Annotated in this window: 19 protein-coding genes; 11 read left to right on the top strand and 8 right to left on the bottom strand. The window is 42.4% G+C overall.

Features of this window, described 5'->3' with window-relative positions:
- Positions 1-11: 11 nt before the first annotated feature.
- The 5 genes from leuD to fabR form a co-directional block, all read right to left on the bottom strand.
- Complete coding sequence (gene leuD / locus PAT01_RS09855; protein WP_004589386.1) at positions 12-611, bottom strand: 3-isopropylmalate dehydratase small subunit; 600 nt, start codon at positions 609-611, stop codon at positions 12-14.
- Positions 611-2,011, bottom strand: a complete 1,401-nt coding sequence (leuC, locus tag PAT01_RS09850; protein WP_154945405.1) for a 3-isopropylmalate dehydratase large subunit — start codon at positions 2,009-2,011, stop codon at positions 611-613. Before leuC ends, leuD begins: the two co-directional genes overlap by 1 nt.
- Positions 2,012-2,065: 54 nt before the next feature.
- Positions 2,066-3,142, bottom strand: coding sequence for a 3-isopropylmalate dehydrogenase (gene leuB / locus PAT01_RS09845; protein ID WP_004589388.1), 1,077 nt, complete (start codon positions 3,140-3,142; stop codon positions 2,066-2,068).
- A complete protein-coding gene (gene leuA, locus PAT01_RS09840) occupies positions 3,139-4,692 on the bottom strand; it encodes a 2-isopropylmalate synthase (RefSeq protein WP_004589389.1) in 1,554 nt (517 codons plus the stop codon). The genes leuB and leuA overlap by 4 nt, the downstream gene beginning before the upstream one ends.
- 405 nt (positions 4,693-5,097) lie before the next feature.
- Positions 5,098-5,718, bottom strand: a complete 621-nt coding sequence (gene fabR, locus PAT01_RS09835) for an HTH-type transcriptional repressor FabR (protein WP_004589390.1) — start codon at positions 5,716-5,718, stop codon at positions 5,098-5,100.
- A 127-nt stretch (positions 5,719-5,845) separates the two neighbouring features.
- Between fabR and PAT01_RS09830 the strand changes: the two genes are divergently transcribed.
- Both PAT01_RS09830 and sthA read left to right on the top strand, forming a co-directional pair.
- Complete coding sequence (locus tag PAT01_RS09830; protein WP_055255265.1) at positions 5,846-6,979, top strand: acyl-CoA desaturase; 1,134 nt, start codon at positions 5,846-5,848, stop codon at positions 6,977-6,979.
- Between the two features lie 13 nt (positions 6,980-6,992).
- A complete protein-coding gene (gene sthA, locus PAT01_RS09825; protein WP_055255264.1) occupies positions 6,993-8,423 on the top strand; it encodes a Si-specific NAD(P)(+) transhydrogenase in 1,431 nt (476 codons plus the stop codon).
- A 70-nt stretch (positions 8,424-8,493) separates the two neighbouring features.
- Here sthA and hemE read toward each other — a convergent pair whose 3' ends face one another.
- Entirely contained in the window at positions 8,494-9,558 is a 1,065-nt protein-coding gene (hemE, locus tag PAT01_RS09820; protein ID WP_024033935.1) for a uroporphyrinogen decarboxylase, read from the bottom strand.
- A gap of 524 nt (positions 9,559-10,082) precedes the next feature.
- Here hemE and PAT01_RS09815 point away from each other — a divergent pair.
- Positions 10,083-10,553: an Rsd/AlgQ family anti-sigma factor gene (locus PAT01_RS09815; protein WP_004589394.1), complete on the top strand. Its 471-nt coding sequence runs from the start codon at positions 10,083-10,085 to the stop codon at positions 10,551-10,553.
- A gap of 58 nt (positions 10,554-10,611) precedes the next feature.
- Here the strand turns inward: PAT01_RS09815 and fkpA are convergent, their stop codons facing one another.
- Entirely contained in the window at positions 10,612-11,358 is a 747-nt protein-coding gene (fkpA, locus tag PAT01_RS09810; RefSeq protein ID WP_004589617.1) for an FKBP-type peptidyl-prolyl cis-trans isomerase, read from the bottom strand.
- Positions 11,359-11,562: 204 nt separating this feature from the next.
- Between fkpA and PAT01_RS09805 the strand changes: the two genes are divergently transcribed.
- Both PAT01_RS09805 and PAT01_RS09800 read left to right on the top strand, forming a co-directional pair.
- Positions 11,563-12,561, top strand: a complete 999-nt coding sequence (locus PAT01_RS09805) for a WD40 repeat domain-containing protein (protein ID WP_154945404.1) — start codon at positions 11,563-11,565, stop codon at positions 12,559-12,561.
- Positions 12,548-12,760 carry a SlyX family protein gene (locus PAT01_RS09800; protein WP_004589619.1) on the top strand — a complete coding sequence of 71 codons (213 nt, stop codon included), beginning with the start codon at positions 12,548-12,550 and terminating at the stop codon, positions 12,758-12,760. The genes PAT01_RS09805 and PAT01_RS09800 overlap by 14 nt, the downstream gene beginning before the upstream one ends.
- 23 nt (positions 12,761-12,783) lie before the next feature.
- Here the strand turns inward: PAT01_RS09800 and PAT01_RS09795 are convergent, their stop codons facing one another.
- Positions 12,784-12,987 carry a YheV family putative zinc ribbon protein gene (locus PAT01_RS09795; RefSeq protein WP_004589620.1) on the bottom strand — a complete coding sequence of 68 codons (204 nt, stop codon included), beginning with the start codon at positions 12,985-12,987 and terminating at the stop codon, positions 12,784-12,786.
- A gap of 132 nt (positions 12,988-13,119) precedes the next feature.
- Between PAT01_RS09795 and PAT01_RS09790 the strand changes: the two genes are divergently transcribed.
- The 6 genes from PAT01_RS09790 (at position 13,120) to PAT01_RS09770 (ending at position 18,456) form a co-directional block, all read left to right on the top strand.
- The gene (locus PAT01_RS09790; protein ID WP_064384660.1) at positions 13,120-15,042 is read left to right on the top strand and encodes an ATP-binding cassette domain-containing protein; all 1,923 of its coding nucleotides are present in this window, start codon (positions 13,120-13,122) and stop codon (positions 15,040-15,042) included.
- Complete coding sequence (locus PAT01_RS09785; RefSeq protein ID WP_055255260.1) at positions 15,026-15,448, top strand: TIGR02444 family protein; 423 nt, start codon at positions 15,026-15,028, stop codon at positions 15,446-15,448. Before PAT01_RS09790 ends, PAT01_RS09785 begins: the two co-directional genes overlap by 17 nt.
- Before the next feature lie 245 nt (positions 15,449-15,693).
- Positions 15,694-15,840 (top strand): hypothetical protein, encoded by a 147-nt coding sequence (locus tag PAT01_RS20075; RefSeq protein ID WP_004589623.1) that lies wholly within the window; start codon positions 15,694-15,696, stop codon positions 15,838-15,840.
- A gap of 111 nt (positions 15,841-15,951) precedes the next feature.
- Positions 15,952-16,944 (top strand): hydrolase, encoded by a 993-nt coding sequence (locus tag PAT01_RS09780; RefSeq protein ID WP_024033940.1) that lies wholly within the window; start codon positions 15,952-15,954, stop codon positions 16,942-16,944.
- The gene (locus PAT01_RS09775) at positions 16,941-17,195 is read left to right on the top strand and encodes a YheU family protein (protein ID WP_004589625.1); all 255 of its coding nucleotides are present in this window, start codon (positions 16,941-16,943) and stop codon (positions 17,193-17,195) included. Before PAT01_RS09780 ends, PAT01_RS09775 begins: the two co-directional genes overlap by 4 nt.
- 64 nt (positions 17,196-17,259) lie before the next feature.
- Entirely contained in the window at positions 17,260-18,456 is a 1,197-nt protein-coding gene (locus PAT01_RS09770) for a dipeptidase (RefSeq protein ID WP_029773025.1), read from the top strand.
- Positions 18,457-18,610: the final 154 nt, after the last annotated feature.

Raw genomic sequence — 18,610 nt, 5'->3', positions numbered from 1 at the left:
ATTGCTTTTCGTTACTGCCAAGGGCGCTCAGCAGCAAGTTGTTTTTCAAACGCATCAATTTGTGGATTTAGCGTTTCGGTCACACCAATAAAATCTAAGCCACTTAATAAACGCTCTTTTACGTCTTTACGAATATCAAAACTAATTGGCGCAAACTTATCGCTTGTTAGTGTTTGGTTTTCAAGATCGATTTGAATGTTTATATCGTCGTGTTGCTCGCTAAGTACAAACAATTGCTCAAGCGTATCAGCGGGTAGCGCAATGGCTAGCATTTGGTTGTTGCCACAGTTATTAAAGAAAATATCAGCAAAGCTTTCCGCTAAAATTACTTCAAAACCATATTGCTTAAGCGCCCATGGTGCATGCTCGCGTGATGAGCCACAACCAAAGTTGTCGCGCGTTAATAATATTTGCGCGCCTTGGTAGCATGGGCGGTTTAAAATAAAATCAGGATTTGGTTCGCCGTTTTCGAGGTAACGCCAATCGTAAAACAGTGCTGCATCAAAGCCATCACGGCTAGTTGATGTTAAAAACTGCTTAGGAATAATTTGGTCTGTATCTACATTGTTTTTATCAAGTGGGGCCATTAAGCCACTAAAAAATACGCTCATTAGGCTTCTCCTCTTATATCAACAAAGTGACCATGTATTGCAGCAGCCGCTGCCATTGCAGGGCTTACTAAGTGCGTACGCCCGCCACGGCCTTGGCGGCCTTCAAAGTTACGGTTAGACGTAGATGCACAGCGTTTGCCCGCTTCTAAGCGGTCGTCGTTCATTGCTAAACACATTGAACAGCCCGGCTCGCGCCACTCAAAACCTGCCGCTTTAAAAATATCGGCTAAGCCTTCGTCTTCGGCCTGCTTTTTAACAAGACCAGAGCCCGGTACAATAAGTGCTTCAATGCCTGCGACTACTTGCTTGCCTTCAACAATTTTTGCCGCTGCACGTAAATCTTCAATACGGCTATTAGTACATGAGCCAATAAAGACTGTATTTACTTTTGCGCTTGATAATTTATCGCCGGCTTTTAAGTCCATGTATCTAAGTGCGCTGCGTATAGCATCAGCTTTAATTAAATCTGGTTCTTGGTCAGGATCTGGTATGCATTCATCAACGCCAATTACTTGCTCTGGGCTTGTACCCCACGTAATTTGCGGCTGAATGTCGTCAGCTTCAAGCTCAACACTCAAGTCAAACTCTGCGCCTTCATCTGATTTTAAGGTTTCCCAGTATTCAACTGCGGCGTCAAAGTCAGCGCCTTTAGGTGCAAATGGGCGACCTTTTAAGTAATCATACGTGATTTGATCTGGTGCTATTAAACCTGCTTTTGCACCCATTTCAATACTCATGTTACATAACGTCATACGGGCTTCCATTGAAAGTGCTTCAATGCCTTCACCACAAAATTCAGCAACATAACCTGTACCGCCAGCTGTACCTAACTTACCAATAACCGCCATAATTAAATCTTTAGAAGTTACTGTTGGGCGAAGCACACCGTTAATTTGAATTTTTAACGATTTTGCCTTTTTTTGCTGTAGCGTTTGCGTTGCTAATACATGCTCAACCTCAGACGTACCAATACCGTGCGCTAATGCGCCAAACGCGCCATGCGTAGAAGTATGGCTATCACCACATACAATGGTAGTGCCAGGTAAGGTAATACCTTGTTCAGGCCCCATTACATGCACTATGCCTTGGTTAATTGAGTTTAAATCGTAAAGTACAATGCCAAACTCTTTACAGTTAGCATCAAGTGCCATTAACTGGTTTTTAGATACTTCGCTTGCGGCATCAAGTGATCGGCTTTTAGTCGATACGTTATGATCCATTGTTGCAAAGGTTTTTTCTGGGCAACGTACCGTACGGTTTTTTTCACGTAGGCCTGCAAAAGCCTGCGGTGATGTCACCTCGTGTACTAAATGACGGTCAATATAAAGTAAATCAGTTTGCTCGTTTATGCTGGCAACGGTATGTGCTTGCCAAATTTTGTCGTATAACGTTTGGGCCACTTGCTAATTCCCTACTTTGTTAAGTCGCAGCATAACGGTGCTGCGATTTATATATTAAATACGTGAAACGATGGCAGCTGCCACATCGCTTGTGCTGTATCCACCTTGTGGGTAGATATCTGGCGTGCCAACGCCTGCTTCTACGGCTTCGGCTACGGCTTTTTCAATGGTGCGCGCAGCTTCGTCTTGCCCTAATGAGTAACGTAGCATAAGTGCAGCACTTAAAATTTGCGCAATCGGGTTTGCAACCCCTTTGCCAGCAATATCTGGCGCTGACCCACCGGCTGGTTCGTATAAACCAAAACCCGATTGATTCAAGCTGGCCGATGGTAATAAGCCCATTGAGCCTGTGATCATCGCACACTCATCTGACAAAATATCACCAAATAAGTTATCGCAAAGTAGCACGTCAAACTGGCTAGGCTGTTTAACTAATTGCATAGCTGCGTTATCTACGTATATGTAATCTAGGCTTACTTCTGGGTAGTCTTTGCTTACTTCGGTAACTACTTCACGCCATAATACGCTTGATGCAAGCACGTTTGCTTTATCAACCGACGTTACATGGTTGCTACGTAATTTTGCTGCTTCAAAGGCAAAACGGGCAATGCGTTCAATTTCTTTACGCGAGTAAGTTTGTGTATCAAATGCAGCTTCTTCAGCGCCTTCGCCGCTTCGGCCTTTTTCACCAAAGTAAATGCCGCCTGTAAGCTCGCGTACACATAAAATATCAAAGCCTTTTTCGCTAATATCTGCACGTAATGGCGATGCTGCGCTAAGCGCTGGTAAAAGTTGTGCTGGACGTAAGTTACAAAACAAACCAAAGTGCTTACGAAGCGGTAAAAGCGATGCACGCTCAGGTTGCTCGTTAGGGGGTAGGTTTTCCCATTTTGGGCCACCTACTGAGCCAAATAAAATGGCATCGGCGTTTTCACACGCACTTAGCGTTTTTGGTGGTAATGCTTCACCAAATTCGTCAATGGCTGCGCCACCAATAGCATGATGCTGACGGTTCAGGGTAAAACCAAACTTATTGCTTACAGCATCAAGTACTTGCTCTGCTGCTGCCATTACTTCTGGGCCAATACCGTCGCCTGCTAATACGGCAACGCTGTAGTTTGTTTTACTCATCCTGCTTTCCTTTGTTGTTTTAAATCAGACACTTTTTGTGCACGATAAATTAAGTTGTAAACACGGATCATGGCGCGTACCGACGCCTCTACCACATCCGCAGCAATACCCGCACCGTGATAAGGGCGACCATCGTATTTAGCAATAATGTTTACTTGACCAAGCGAGCTTGCGCCTTGGCCAGTGGCTTCTAAATTGTATTCAATCATTTCAACGCTCATACCAGTTAAGCGCTCAATAGCCGCAAATGAGGCTTCAACAGGGCCATTACCTGTAGCAGCTTCTTGTTTTGCTTCGCCATCAATTAACATCCCAATGGTAGAGCTGGCTACCGACTGTGAGTTAGACGCTGAGTTTACAAACTCTAATTGGTATTTTTCGTCTTTGTCGTTAATTTGATTAAAGTAAATCATGGCTTCAAGGTCGTAATCGTATACGGTGCCTTTTTGATCAGCTAACGCTAAAAAGCTCTCATATAAGCTGTCCATATCGTAGTCAGCTTTTTGATAACCTAACTCTTCTAAACGGTGCTCAATAACATGACGACCCGAACGCGAGGTCATATTTAATTGGTTATTTGGCACACCGACGCTTTCTGGCGACATAATCTCATAAGTATTTTGCGCTTTTAATACGCCATCTTGGTGAATGCCCGAGCTATGTGCAAAGGCGTTTTCGCCCACAATCGCTTTATTTGGCTGTACCGGCATATTGCATATTTTTGCCACTTGGCGAGATGCGCGATAAATTTCTTCGCTTTTAATATCGGTGTGAACGTTTAAGTGGTCTTTGCGCATTTTCATGATCATCGCCACTTCTTCAAGCGAGCAGTTACCCGCACGCTCACCTATACCATTTATTGTACATTCAATTTGGCGAGCACCGGCTTGTACCGCGGCTACCGAGTTAGCTACAGCTAAACCTAAATCGTTATGACAATGTACACTTAAACGCGCTTTATCTATATTCGGCACGTTATTCATTAAATGGCGGATCATTGCGGCGTATTCGTCTGGCGTTACAAAGCCAACGGTATCAGGTAAATTAATAGTAGAGGCACCGGCGTTAATTGCCTGCTCAACAATTTTACATAAATCCCAGTGCGGCGTACGCCCGGCATCTTCACACGAAAACTCAACATCATCAGTGTAGTTACGCGCTAATTTAATTGATTTAACCGCCATGGCCGTTGCATCGTCTAGGCTCATACGTAATTTGTGTTCAAGGTGCAAAGGGCTTGTGGCAATAAAAGTATGAATACGGCTTTGCTGTGCTGTGCGAAGCGCCTCACCACAGGCTTCAATGTCTTTTGCTACTGAACGTGCTAAACCACAAATAATTGGGCCTTTAACCTCGGTTGCAATACGTTGCACCGAGCGAAAATCAGCGGGGCTCGAAACCGGAAAACCCACTTCCATCACATCCACGTTCAAGCGGCTAATAGTATGCGCTAGCTGAATTTTATCGTCTTCTGTAAGGCTTGCTTTAAGTGCCTGCTCGCCATCACGTAAGGTGGTATCAAAAATCCATACTTTATCTTTGTCTTGCATAACTGCCCCTCATTCCTCTGTTACCCAAATTTCAATTTATCCCAGCCGCGAGATAATAAAAAACCCCGCAATTGCGGGGTTTTTAGTGTTTAACTCGATGCAAACACACTAATCCCCGCTCACTGACCATAGCAGTAAGAGGTTAAGTTTTAGTGTAATTAAACGAATATTTTGCATCTTGTTTCTTGTGTGTGTGTTCAGTGAGGCCTATTTTTAACATTACAAAGCTGTTGGTGCAAGCATAAATATTCCAAACAAGGGAATGAAAACCCTATATTAAAGAAATTTATATACCTAAAAATAGCACATTCGGGTTTTATAAATCACACAGCTACACTTTTTAGCTTAAATTAATGTGTTGAGTAAACTTACGTGTTTAGATTAACTTATTGCTAATTTTTTAAGCTAAACCTGATTATTTGTTTCACGTATATAATGACCTGCACCGCGGGTAATATAACGTAGCTGCCAAATAACCCGCTCAATGAGTTCTTCACGTTGTTGACCTTCTATATCAAGTGCTTCAGCGCCGGCATTAAATACCAGTGTTACCATGGCTTCGGCCTGAATATAAGCATGAATTGAATCACACTTGGTTTCGCTTTCTAAATAATGCGCAAGCTCTAAAATAAAGTGTTTTACCTCACGAGCTACGGCGGCTCTAAAGGCTTTTGAGGTTCCAGAACGTTCTCGCAGCAGTAATCTAAATTGGTTGCTTGAGTTATCAATAAACTCCATAAAGGTTACAACCGAGGTATTTATTACGCTGCCGCCACTGGCTATACGTCTGCGGGCTTGGCGCATAAGCTGGCGAAGGGTTAAGCCTGCTTCGTCGACCATGGTTAAACCTAGCTCGTTCATATCTTTAAAGTGGCGATAAAAAGAGGTGGGGGCAATACCTGCTTCGCGGGCAACTTCGCGTAAGCTTAAATTAGAAAAACTATGATCAGCACTAAGCTGATTAAATGCCGCCTCTATTAAGGCTTGTCGTGTTTTTTGTTTCTGTTGTGCTCTAACACCCGACATCCACAGCTCCCTGAGTAAATTTATATGAAGTTTTAATGATAATTAGCCGAATTGTCTAGTCTAATACTTGACGCCAAGAGATTGAAACACTATTTTAGCTTACAGTTGTACGCTGAGAGTAAAAACGATGAATAAACCACCGATTATTTGGACAAACGTCCTATTTTTTAGCCTAACCTTTTTGGCGGCTGTCACACTTGTACCTTGGTACGGCATTAATTACGGATTTACCAGCGCGCATTGGATTGCATTTGTAGGCTGTATGTTTTACGCAGGCCTATCTATTACTGCCGGATACCACCGATTATGGGCGCATAAAGCCTATAACGTACACCCTGCAATAGAATTTATTTTTGCCCTTGGTGGCGCATTTGCTTTGCAAAACAGTGCGTTGCACTGGAGTAGCGATCACCGTATACACCACGGCCAAGTAGATGACCCAGTAAAAGACCCCTACGCCGCAACTAACGGTTTTTGGTACAGCCATATTGGCTGGATGCTACGTGATTACCAAGGCGACAGTTATAACGATTACAGTAATTGTCGCGATTTACAGCGCAATAAAATTGTTATGTGGCAGCATAAACACTACTTAAAGCTTGTTATAGCCATGAATGTCGGTTTACCGCTTGTGCTTGGTTTATTAGTAGGCGATGTGTGGGGTATGCTACTACTTGCAGGTTTATTACGCTTAGTATTGAGCCAGCACTTTACCTTTTTCATTAATTCATTGGCTCATATTTGGGGCTCACGCCCATACACTGAGAAAAACACTGCGCGCGATAATGGCTTTTTAGCGTTATTTACTTATGGCGAGGGTTACCATAACTTCCACCATATTTTTGCAAGCGATTACCGTAACGGTATTAAGTGGTTTCATTACGACCCAACAAAATGGATGATCCGCTCTTTAGCAGCGCTCGGTTTAGCCAGTAAATTAAAGCGCACCCCGGTTGAGCGCATAGAAAAAGCCAAAGCCGAAACGCTAATGAGTAAAACGCAAACGCGCCTTTCAAAATTGCCTTTAGCGCAAGATAAGCTTACATTATTACAACAAGAGTACGATTTACTGCTGAAAAAGCTGCAAAATTACTGTTCACTACAAAAACAAGTGTTAGAAGCTAAAAAAAATAACATGGCAAAGCAGTGTGAACAATCAGCATTAATGACACAATACCATGAGCTGGAAGCCGCCTGGGAAAATCAAAAACAGGCATGGCTAGCACTTAATGCGAGGTTATTAAAAGCCTCTTTTAATTAATTTAGGAGTGGCTGTGGCCAAACAACCAGAACAGAAAAAAGCACCCGTAAGTTTCCAATATGACGCAATAATTATTGGTACGGGCCCTGGCGGTGAAGGCACCGCCATGAACCTATCTAAAAACGATAAAAAAGTAGCGGTTATTGAGCGCCAACAAGCTGTTGGCGGTGGCTGTGTACATTGGGGAACAATTCCTTCAAAAGCATTACGCCACTCGGTTAGCCGCTATATTGAATACAAAGCAAACCCACTTTTTAATGTTGGCGAGCGCCCTAGCCGCTTAACGTTTCCTGATATTTTAAGCCATGCAAGTTCTGTTATTTCTAAGCAGTCAAACTTACGTAGCAGCTTTTACGACCGTAACCGCATTCATATGTACCAAGGCGATGCGAGCTTTGTAGATAAACACACGGTTGAAATTAAGCGCCTTGATGGCTCAGCAGAGCGTATTACCGCTAAAACTATTGTGATTGCTACCGGCTCACGCCCATACCGCCCACCTGAAGTCGACTTTAGCCATTCACGTATTTACGACAGCGATACTATTTTAGGCCTAGAGCACGACCCACAACGTGTACTTATATACGGTGCGGGTGTTATTGGCTGTGAATACGCTTCAATCTTTAAAGGCTTAGGCGCTAAGGTAGATTTAGTAAACACGCGCGACCGCTTATTAGCCTTTATGGATGCTGAAATCTCTGACGCGCTTAGCTACCACTTTTGGAACAGCGGTATTGTTATTCGTCATAACGAAGAGTTTGACCGTATAGAAACGCGCTCAGATTGCGTTGTAATGCATTTAAAATCGGGCAAGCGTGTAAAAGCCGACTGTATTTTATTTGCTAACGGGCGCACAGGTAATACCGATACGCTAAACCTTGAAGCTATTGGTTTAAAAGCCGATGGTCGAGGCCAGCTTAAAGTCAACGAAATGTACCAAACTGAGGTAGACAACGTTTACGCAGTAGGCGATGTAATTGGCTACCCAAGTTTAGCGAGTGCAGCATTTGATCAAGGCCGTATAGCTGCCGATGCTATTGCCTGCGGTAATTGCGAAGATAAGCTAATTATAGATATACCGGCCGGTATTTATACTATTCCTGAAATGAGTTCGGTAGGTAAAACAGAGCAACAGCTAACCGCTGCAAAAGTACCGTATGAAGTTGGCCGTGCTCAGTTTAAGCACTTGGCTCGTGCGCAAATTGCGGGTACAGAAGTAGGTAGTTTAAAAATATTGTTTCACAGTGAAACAAAAGAAGTACTTGGCGTGCATTGCTTTGGTGAGCGTGCCTCAGAAATTGTTCACATTGGCCAAGCCATTATGGAACAAAAAGGGGCTGGCAACACCGTTGACTACTTTGTAAATACCACATTTAACTACCCAACGATGGCAGAAGCCTACCGTGTTGCGGCGTTAAATGGATTAAATAGATTATTTACTTAACCCGATTACTACACAGCAAAAAGCCCGCTAATTATAGCGGGCTTTTTAATAGCTATTAATACCACTGCTGTTATTTGTGGTATTGCGCGCTTAGCTCATGTACTGCATTAATAAATACACCGGCGTTTTCTGGGTCTACATCTGGTGTAATACCGTGGCCTAGGTTAAATACGTGGCCATCACCTGTGCCAAAGTCTTCTAAAATAGTGCCTACTTCTTGGCGGATACGATCAGGCGTACCGTGAAGCATTGACGGGTCCATATTACCTTGCAATGCAACTTTATCGCCTACACGGCGTTTAGCGTCGCCAATATTAATAGTCCAATCAAGACCTACTGCATCACAGCCTGTTGCTGCAATTGCTTCAATCCACTGGCCACCATTTTTGGTAAATAGCGTTACCGGTACTTTACGGCCGTCGTATTCGCGAATTAAACCATCAACAATTTTATGCATGTATTGCAGTGAGAATTCGTTGTAATCGCGCGGGCTTAATACGCCGCCCCACGAGTCAAATACCATTAACGATTGCGCACCAGCTTTTACTTGTGCGTTTAAGTAATCAATGACTGAATCAGCTAGTTTATCTAGTAATAAATGTAGTGTTTGCGGCTCTGCAAACGCCATTTTTTTAATTTTACCAAATACTTTACTGCTTCCACCTTCAACCATGTAAGTTGCTAGTGTCCACGGTGAACCCGAAAAGCCAATTAGTGGCACTTCGCCTTTAAGTTCACGGCGAATAGTACTTACTGCGTTCATTACATAGCCAAGCTCGTCAGTTGGGTCTAGCTTAGGAATCTTTTTAACATCAGCAAGTGACGAAATAGGGTTTTCAAATTTAGGGCCTTCACCGGTTTCAAAGTACAAACCTAAACCCATAGCATCGGGAATAGTTAAAATGTCACTAAATAAAATAGCAGCATCTAACGGGTAACGGCGAAGTGGTTGTAGTGTTACTTCACATGCAAGCTCAGCATTACGGCACAGGCTCATAAAATCGCCCGCTTGTGCACGTGTAGCACGGTACTCTGGTAAATAGCGTCCTGCTTGGCGCATCATCCATACCGGTGTTACATCAACGGGTTGTTTTGCAAGTGCACGTAAATAACGGTCGTTTTTTAATTCGCTCATAGCGTAAATAATCCTGAGGCTTATAGAAATTGTTCAAGATTGTACCACCATATTCTCCGGCTCTCTATCGCTAAGCTCGTAAAACATGTGTTACAGCTAACAGAACCTAGTTTGTTGCTTATTTAGTCACATTTGAGCATTAAACAACCAAAAAGAACTAACAATAAAAACTTTTTGTTAATATGTTTGCAACATAACAAAAACCTTGGTATTGTTTGTCCCGCGTTAACAAGAACAATAATAAAAATCTTAAACAACAATAACAAAAATATTTATAATAAAAATAACAAAAATCTTCTATAACAATAAGAAAGCTTGTATTAACAGGCCAAAACAAGAAATTAAGCCACCTTAACCGGTGGTTTTTTCTTGCCTGCAATAAAATAATAATTTACCTACAATAAATACACACATGCACCAGCTCATACCTTTTACTTGTTGATATACACTTAAATAAAATATATCTTGATGTATAAGAAAATTTAAATTTAACCATAAAAGTGACCCAGCTTAGGAGAACAGTAATGCTGACGCGCGTAGAGAAAGCTCAACAAAAATGGGGTGGTAGCCATACTGTCATTGATAAATGGTTAAACGAGCGCCAAGAGTTAATTGTACTTTATTGTAAAATGGCTGGGTTTTCGCCATACGACAAAAAAGATCACGCCTTACCAGAGCCAGAACAAATTCAATCATTTTGCCAAATTTTAATGGATTACTTATCTGCCGGCCATTTTGAAGTGTACGATGACATTGCAAAAGCCTGTGAAAGCAAAGGCCTTGAAAGCCAAGAGCTGGCAAATACAATTTACCCGCGCATTTCTAGCACAACAGATATTGCTTTAGACTTTAACGATAAATACGCAGAAGTAGATAAAGAGGACTTATTAGCAGAGTTTGATAACGATTTGTCGGTACTTGGCGAAACGTTAGAAGCGCGTTTTGAACTAGAAGATGAGCTAATAGATAATTTGTTTTCTAACCACACAGATTAATAAAATAGCCTACAAAAAAGGGACCGTTATGGTCCCTTTTTGCGTTATAAGCTACCGCTTATTGCGCAGGTGCTTCGTCATCTTGTATTTCAAGTAGTTCTACTTCAAAAACAAGCGTTGAGTTAGCTGGAATTTTACCTAGGTCACGATCGCCGTAAGCAAGTTCAGAAGGAATAGTGAACTTGTACTTAGACCCTACTGACATAAGCTGTAAACCTTCAGTCCAACCCGCAATTACACGGTTAAGAGGGAAAGTAGTTGGCTCGTTACGCGCATAAGAGCTATCAAACTCAGTGCCGTCTAATAAAGTACCTTTGTAATGTACTTTAACTACGTCTGTTGCTGCTGGCTTTTCGCCTTCGCCTTCGCTAAGTACTTCGTACTGTAGACCTGACTCAGTTACTGTTACGCCTTCTTTTTTAGCATTTTCTTCTAGGTATTTTTTACCTGCTTCTTTGCTTTTTTCAGACTCAACTTTAGCTTTAGCTTCTTGCTTTGCACGCACTGATGTATCTAGCTCAGTTAGCACTTCACGGATTTTTTCTTCATCGATTTTTGCATTACCAGCAAGCGCGTCTTCAAAACCACGAATTAATAGTGCTTGGTCTAGTTCAATACCAATCTCTGATTTATCAGCTAGGTCTTTATTTAAAAAGTTACCTACTGATGCACCAATACCGTATGCTTGCTGCTGCTCTACAGTGTCTAATTTAACTTCAGCTTGTTCTTGTTTTGCTTCTTGATTACAAGCTGTAAGCGCTAAAACCGACGCTGCAATCAATGACAATCTAATCGTCTTTTTCATTTTAAATCTCCGACACACTTTGCAGTTGTCATTTATTGTATTATTACTAGTTAAAGATTAACGGCCTACATGATAGGCTGCTTGTTTAATAACTAACTAAATTAAAACCTAACCTATTATAGTGATTAGACAAACACCCTAGGCCTTCAACGTGACCTAGTCTAACCTCTCAGTCACTAAGAGTTAAGAGGAAATACCTGTAATATGTCGATATTTCGTACTTTTTTAATCGCTTTTAGCTGTTTATTAGCCCTAGCTTGTAGCGATCAAAAACAGCAAGCTGCACAACGCTTTGAACACGCAGAACAGGGTGCGTTTTCCTCGGCAGTATCTAACGATGGTAAATACAGCCTAGTCTCCTCCATTCACCATGGGGTCGCCCTGTGGGATAATCAACAGCAGGTACTAAAATATCAATGGTTTCAACAGCAATCACAAGAAAGCCTAGTGTATGCTGTGGCTATTGCCTTTGATAATAGCGTGGCCGTTACCGCAGAAAAAACCACCTTTGCCGTGTGGGATATTAGCAGCGGCGAAAACCGCGGCTATTATAAAATTCAACAAGCCACTATTCGCGATATTGCGATAAGTAACCAAGGCCGCAGTGTTTTATACGGCAGAAGCGACGGCGTAGTGGTATTTTTAAACCTAGAAACCGGACGCCGCATTGAGTTTTTAGGCCACCAAGACAAAGTAAACACCGTTGATTTGTCGCCTAATGGGCGCTACGCCTTAAGCGGCTCAAACGATTACGTTGCTTATTTTTGGGATACACGTACAGGGCAAGTAATTCATCGCTTTAATCACCCGACTCGTGTTACCCAAGTAACACTAGACCCACAAGGTCGCTACGCATTTACCGCAGATAGTATGAAGCAAGCACATGTATGGAAGCTGACTACAGGTGATCTTGTGAGTAAACTGGCGTATATTGCGCGTCAGAAAATTTTTACTGCGGTACGCTTTAACGAACAAGGTACATTGCTGGCCACAGGCTCGCCCAATAAGCGCGTTGATTTATGGCAGTTACCCAGCGGAGAGAAAATTCAAACTTGGCAAGTCACACCACGTGAAGGCAGTAAGCCTAAATCGGCTGTGGTGCTAGATGTAACGTTTATAGATAACGGCAAGTCGTTGTTAACCGAGAGCTCGAGCGGAATTGCAGAGCACTTTACAATACGAGAAGCAAATGAACACAATTGAAAATCGTTTAATGGAGCTTGAGGCAAAAGTTGCTTTTCAAGACGAAACAATAGAAATATTAAATGACGAGCTAAAGGCACACCAACAGCAGCTTGCAAAAATGAAGCGCCAAACTGAGTTACTAGCAGAAAAACTTAAAGAAGCGCAGCAGCCGTCGCTAATGTCGCAAATGCAAGAGCCGCCTCCGCCACATTACTAAGGTGGGTAAAAAATAAAACCGGGTTAATCGCCCGGTTTAAATACACCAATTACTTGTTCAAATTGGCGAGTAGATGCCTGAACAGCGTTATCGGGTTGCGCCATTTTGTGGCCACACTCTACACACTCTACTTTTTCAACATCATGTTCTCTGTACAGCATCATGGTATCCATGGCTTTACACTCAGGGCACGATGCACCAGCAATAAATCGCTTCTTTTGTCTCACAACATTTTTCCTGTGGTTTGAACTGCACATATTTTATCGTATAACTTCCTATGTTGATACGCTTGATAAGAGCAATACGTTCTATGGTATGATAGCGCCAACTTAACCAGGGCACAGTAAAGTAACGCATTCATGATCCAAATCTCAGAAATAGAACTACTTCGTGGCGGAAAAGCCTTATTAAAAAATGCCTCGGCTACTTTATTTCCTCAGCACAAAGTGGGCTTAGTTGGCGCTAATGGCTGTGGTAAATCTACCTTATTTAGTTTATTAAAATCTGAGCTGCAACTCGATGCGGGTGATTGCAATATACCGAAAGATTGGTCTATTGCCTCTGTAAAACAAGAAACCCCAGCCCTTGAAATAAGCGCCATTGATTACGTACTACAAGGCCACCCTGAGTACTATGCATTGCGCATTGCCCTGCGTGAAGCCGAGCAAACAAACGATGGTGACACCCAAGCCAAAGTACATATTCAGCTTGAAAATATTAAAGGCTACAGCATAGAGTCAAAAGCGGGCGAATTACTGCACGGCTTAGGCTTTGCTAATCACCAAATAGAAAACCCTGTAAGCGCGTTTTCTGGTGGTTGGCGTATGCGTTTAAACCTTGCACAAGCACTTATTCGCGATGCCGACTTACTATTACTCGATGAGCCTACCAACCACCTTGATTTAGATGCCGTTTACTGGCTTGAGCGCTTTTTACGCGCCTACACAGGCACCTTGGTACTTATATCTCATGACCGCGAGTTTTTAGACGCCGTGGTTGATCAAATTTGGCATGTCGATAAACAGCTTATTAATGTGTACAAAGGTAACTACTCACAGTTTGAACGCCAAAAAGCAGAGCGCTTGTTACAACAACAAGCAATGTTTGAAAAACAACAAGAGCAAATTGCCCATCTTGAGCAGTTTATAACTCGCTTTAAAGCCAAAGCCAGTAAGGCCAAACAGGCACAAAGCCGTGTAAAAGCACTCGAACGTATGGAAAAACTGGCACCTGCGCATGCCGACTCACCGTTTGACTTTGAATTTGCCGAGCCAACAGCCCTGCCTAACCCGCTAATGACCCTAGATAAAGCAAAAGCAGGTTATGGCGATGTTACTATTTTAAATAATATCGCGCTAAACCTAGTTCCTGGCAGTCGTATTGCGTTACTCGGTCGTAACGGCGCGGGTAAATCAACGCTTATAAAGCTATTAGCGGGCGAGCTTGAGCCGCAAGCAGGTAAAGTGGTTCAGCACCATGGCTTAAATATTGGTTACTTTGCGCAGCACCAACTTGAATCTCTTGATTTAAAAGCCAGCGCAGTGACCCATATTCAACGTTTAAACCCACAGGCCACAGAGCAATCATTGCGTGACTTTTTAGGTGGCTTTGCATTTATTGGCGATAAAGCACTTGAGCCCGTGGCGCCGTTTTCGGGCGGTGAAAAAGCCCGCTTAGTGCTAGCCATGTTAGTGTATCAAAAACCCAATTTACTACTACTTGATGAGCCAACTAACCACCTTGATTTAGAAATGCGCCACGCGCTAGTAATGGCACTACAAGGCTTTGAGGGCGCCATGGTTACCGTATCGCACGATCGCCACATGCTTAAAAACACCGCCGATGAATTTTATTTAGTCGATGATGGCAAAGTCACTCAATTTGGTTACGATTTAGATGCCTATTACCAATGGTTACTCAATGCAAATAAAGAAGCCGCTAAAAGCCAGCAGCCTGACGAGCCAAAAGCAAATCCAAGCGTTAATCGTAAAGAGCAAAAGCGCCTAGAAGCTGAGTTTAGAAAAGCCATTCAACCGCTTAAAAAACAAATTGAAAAGCTTGAAAAGCAGCTCGATAAATTTACTGCAGAGCTTAGCGAAGTTGAAGTAGCCCTTGGCGACAACACACTCTACAACGACGATAACAAAGCCCAGTTAAAAGAGCTAATCGCTAAGCAAGCAACGCTTACCCCTAAAGTAAACGACACTGAAGAAGAGCTACTGATGGCGCTTGAAGAAATGGAAGAAAAAGAGCAGGCCTTTGCCGATGAACTTGCTCAATAAAAACGACTTTTGGCAATTTGCCTGCGCTTTGTACGCAAAGCCAGGGCAACAACAAACCTTGCTGGCGCTACAAAACCAGCAAGGTAAAAACGTTAATCTGTGCTTATTTTTGCTGTATTTAGACTCACTTAAGCTAAGCATTAATGCCGAGCAGCTCAGTGCGTTAATAGCATCTATTAATGAGTTTGATACGCAGGCACTTAAGCCACTGCGTGCAACGCGCAAGTATTTAAAAGCCAATCAAGAAAGTATCAGCGACTATGCAAAAATACGCCAAGAGCTATTAAGCGCCGAATTAAAGCTTGAAAAGCAACAACAGCAAATACTGATTGATACAGCGAATAAACTTAGCTTTTTAGAAGCTGTAAAGCCAAACAATATTGAGCTGTATGTGAAAGCGACTTAGGCTGTCAGTTTTTATACCCTCTTCTAAATGTTCATTCTATTTTCTTTGTGCAAAAAATCTTTAAGCCGATTGATTCTTCAAAGCCTATAGGCGCTGTAGTAGGAACTGAATAGCCCCTAAAACATGATCTACATCAACTTTACTTGGTTACTTTTTCCACGCAGGGAAATAGTTTGATCTCGATCACATTATGCTTTGCAAAGTCACTTTATGATGTCTCCATCAACTGAACGAGGAGATTAATCATGAACGTATTCTTTAGAGACTTTTTTAGCGACCCTGTTTTATTTATGTCTTTTGGGATTTTAGGCGTCGTGATTTCTCTTTGCCTATTTTACGCTTTTTACTTTATTAAAAAAATTAGCGAGGCTGAAGTTCCCGAGCATCATTAAGCACGACGCACAAAGCGCCTACTCAGGTTACTGATTAGGCGCTTTTTATTTTATAAAGCGAAAAATTTGGTACACTAACGTTTCGTTTTTTTCATAGTGCGTAGTACAAACATGATCAATAAGTTTAAACCAGCATGGTGGATGACCAATCGTCACGTTCAAACCATAATGCCGCGTTTTTTCCGTCCATTTCACAATACGTCCTACGAACTTGAGCAACTTGATACGCCCGACGGCGATTTTATTGAACTTGCATGGTCGCTGCCTCATAATGAAAACGCTCCCCTTGCTGTGGTTTTACATGGTCTTGAAGGCAACATAAATAGCTTTTATGCCAAAGGCATGATGAAAGCCTTAAAAAAGCAAGGCTATGCCGTAGTACTTATGCACTTTAGAAACTGCTCAAGTGAAGTTAACCGCTTACCCCGTGCTTATCATAGTGGCGATACAGCCGATTTAGCTTTTTTTATAAATCATTTAAGGGAGCAATTCCCCAGCCGCCCTATTATGGCTGTTGGTTTTTCGTTAGGGGGCAATGTACTGGCTAAATACCTAGGCGAAGAGCGCGAAAACTGCCCCTTAAGTGCTGCAGCCGTGGTCTCGGCTCCTTATGATTTATCATCATCAAGCGATGTTATTCGCAAAAGCTTAGGCAAGATTTATCAAAAGTACTTGCTCGATAGAATGAAAAAATCAATGCAGCGTAAATTGCCACAAATTAAGCAGCAAATACCTATTACCTCTGAGCAGTTAATGAAAATTGACGATTTACTAGAGTTTGATAATCAACTAACCGCTCCACTGCATGGCTTTGAAAACGCACACGATTACTATCGCCAAGCCAGCGCAATGCCTTACTTAAAGCATATTGCGATTCCTACGTTAATAATTCATGCCAAGGACGATCCAATGTTGTCGATTAAAGCCGTGCCAAGTAGGCAAGATGTGAGTGAGCATGTTACCCTGAGCGTCTCTGAAAAAGGCGGCCACGTAGGGTTTATTAGTGGTAATAATCCGTTTAGGCCAGTATTTTGGCTTGAACAAGCCGTCCCTCATTATTTTGGCCAGCACGTCCCCACTAAAGCGAGCAGTAAGCAGTTATGATTATCCCTTTTGAACAACTTGATAAAGACACCCTCTATAACCTAATTGAAAGCTACGTGCTTCGTGAAGGCACCGATTATGGTGAGCAAGAAGTGAGTATTCAAAGTAAAGTAGCGCAGGTTAATCAGCAGCTTAGAAATGGTGAAGCGATGGTGTTTTTTTCTGAGCTACATGAGTCGGTCACTATTATTTCAAAAAATGAATTTAAAGCACTGCAAAGCGAAGAGCATGAAGCACAGTCGTTTGATTAACGCCTAACACTTGTAACTTTTGAGCTGAACGTACACAATGGCTTTTTACCCAAAGAGCCAAAACATGATAAAACTCAGCACTCTAGTGGTAGCCATATCACTAGCTTTAACACCACAAGCCTTTGCAGAGCAAGTAAAAAGCCCGTCAGACAAAGCAGTAAAACTAGCAAAAGACACTATTTTAATCGACACCCATATTGATGTACCTTATCGTATCCACGAAAAATGGGTTGATGTAACTAAAGCCACCGACGGCGGCGACTTTGACTACCCTCGCGCAGTACAAGGGGGGTTAAACGCCCCTTTTATGTCGATTTATATTCCTGCTCACTTAGAATTTGAAGGCAAAGGTAAAAGCTACCAGCTAGCCAATCAAATGATTGATAGCATGGAAGCCATTGCACAGCGCGCCCCTGAAAAATTTGCTATTGCTAGCTCAACAGCGGATATAGAAGCGCAATTTGAGCAAGGCAAACTATCAATTGCGATGGGCATGGAAAATGGCTCGCCAATTGAAGGAAAAATGGAAAACCTTCAGCACTTTTTTGACCGAGGTGTACGCTACATCACGCTTGCGCACTCGCAAAGCAACCATATTTCTGACTCGTCATACGATATTCGCCGTAAATGGAAAGGTTTAAGCCCATTTGGTAAAAAGCTAATTACTGAAATGAACAACGTCGGTATGCTAATTGACGTATCACATATATCAGATGATGCGTTTTATCAGGTAATGGAGCTATCTAAAACGCCGGTTATTGCTTCACACTCTTCACTGCGCAAATACACGCCAGGCTTTGAGCGTAATATGAATGATGACATGTTATTGGCGCTTAAAAAGAATGGCGGGGTTATTCAAATTAACTTTGGCTCAAGCTTTGTAACCTCTAAAGCCGGTGCGTGGTACAAAGACCTTAAAAGCACTAAAGAGACCGTTAAAAAAGAAGGCACTAAGCCAAGTAAAGACTTTGATGCAGCGTACCGCGCTAAAAACCCATTCCCGTTTGCAAGCCTTGAGCAAGTACTTGATCATATTGATCACGTTGTAGAGCTTATTGGCATTGATTACGTGGGCATTGGCTCTGACTACGATGGGGTTGGAGATTCGTTGCCGATTGGCTTAAAGGATGTATCTAGCTACCCTAACCTAGTACAAGGCTTAATGGACAGAGGCTACAGCGATTCAGACATTAAAAAGATTTTAAGCGAAAATACGCTAAGGGTTTGGAAGCAAGCCGAAGCATATGCGAAAAAGCACTAAGCTGTAAGCTGTAAGCTGTAAGCTGTCAGTTGTCAGTTGTCAGTTGTCAGTTGTCAGTTGTCAGTTGTCAGTTGTCAAAAAATTTAATTAATAGCACGGCTTAAAGTCGTGCTTTTTTATGTGTTAAGTATAATTTAACACCAAGCGACTAATT

The sequence above is a fragment of the Pseudoalteromonas atlantica genome (assembly GCA_007988745.1).
Classification (GTDB): domain Bacteria; phylum Pseudomonadota; class Gammaproteobacteria; order Enterobacterales; family Alteromonadaceae; genus Pseudoalteromonas; species Pseudoalteromonas atlantica.
The sequence above is the reverse complement of the archived record's forward strand: the minus strand, read 5'-3'. Positions and strand labels throughout refer to the sequence as shown.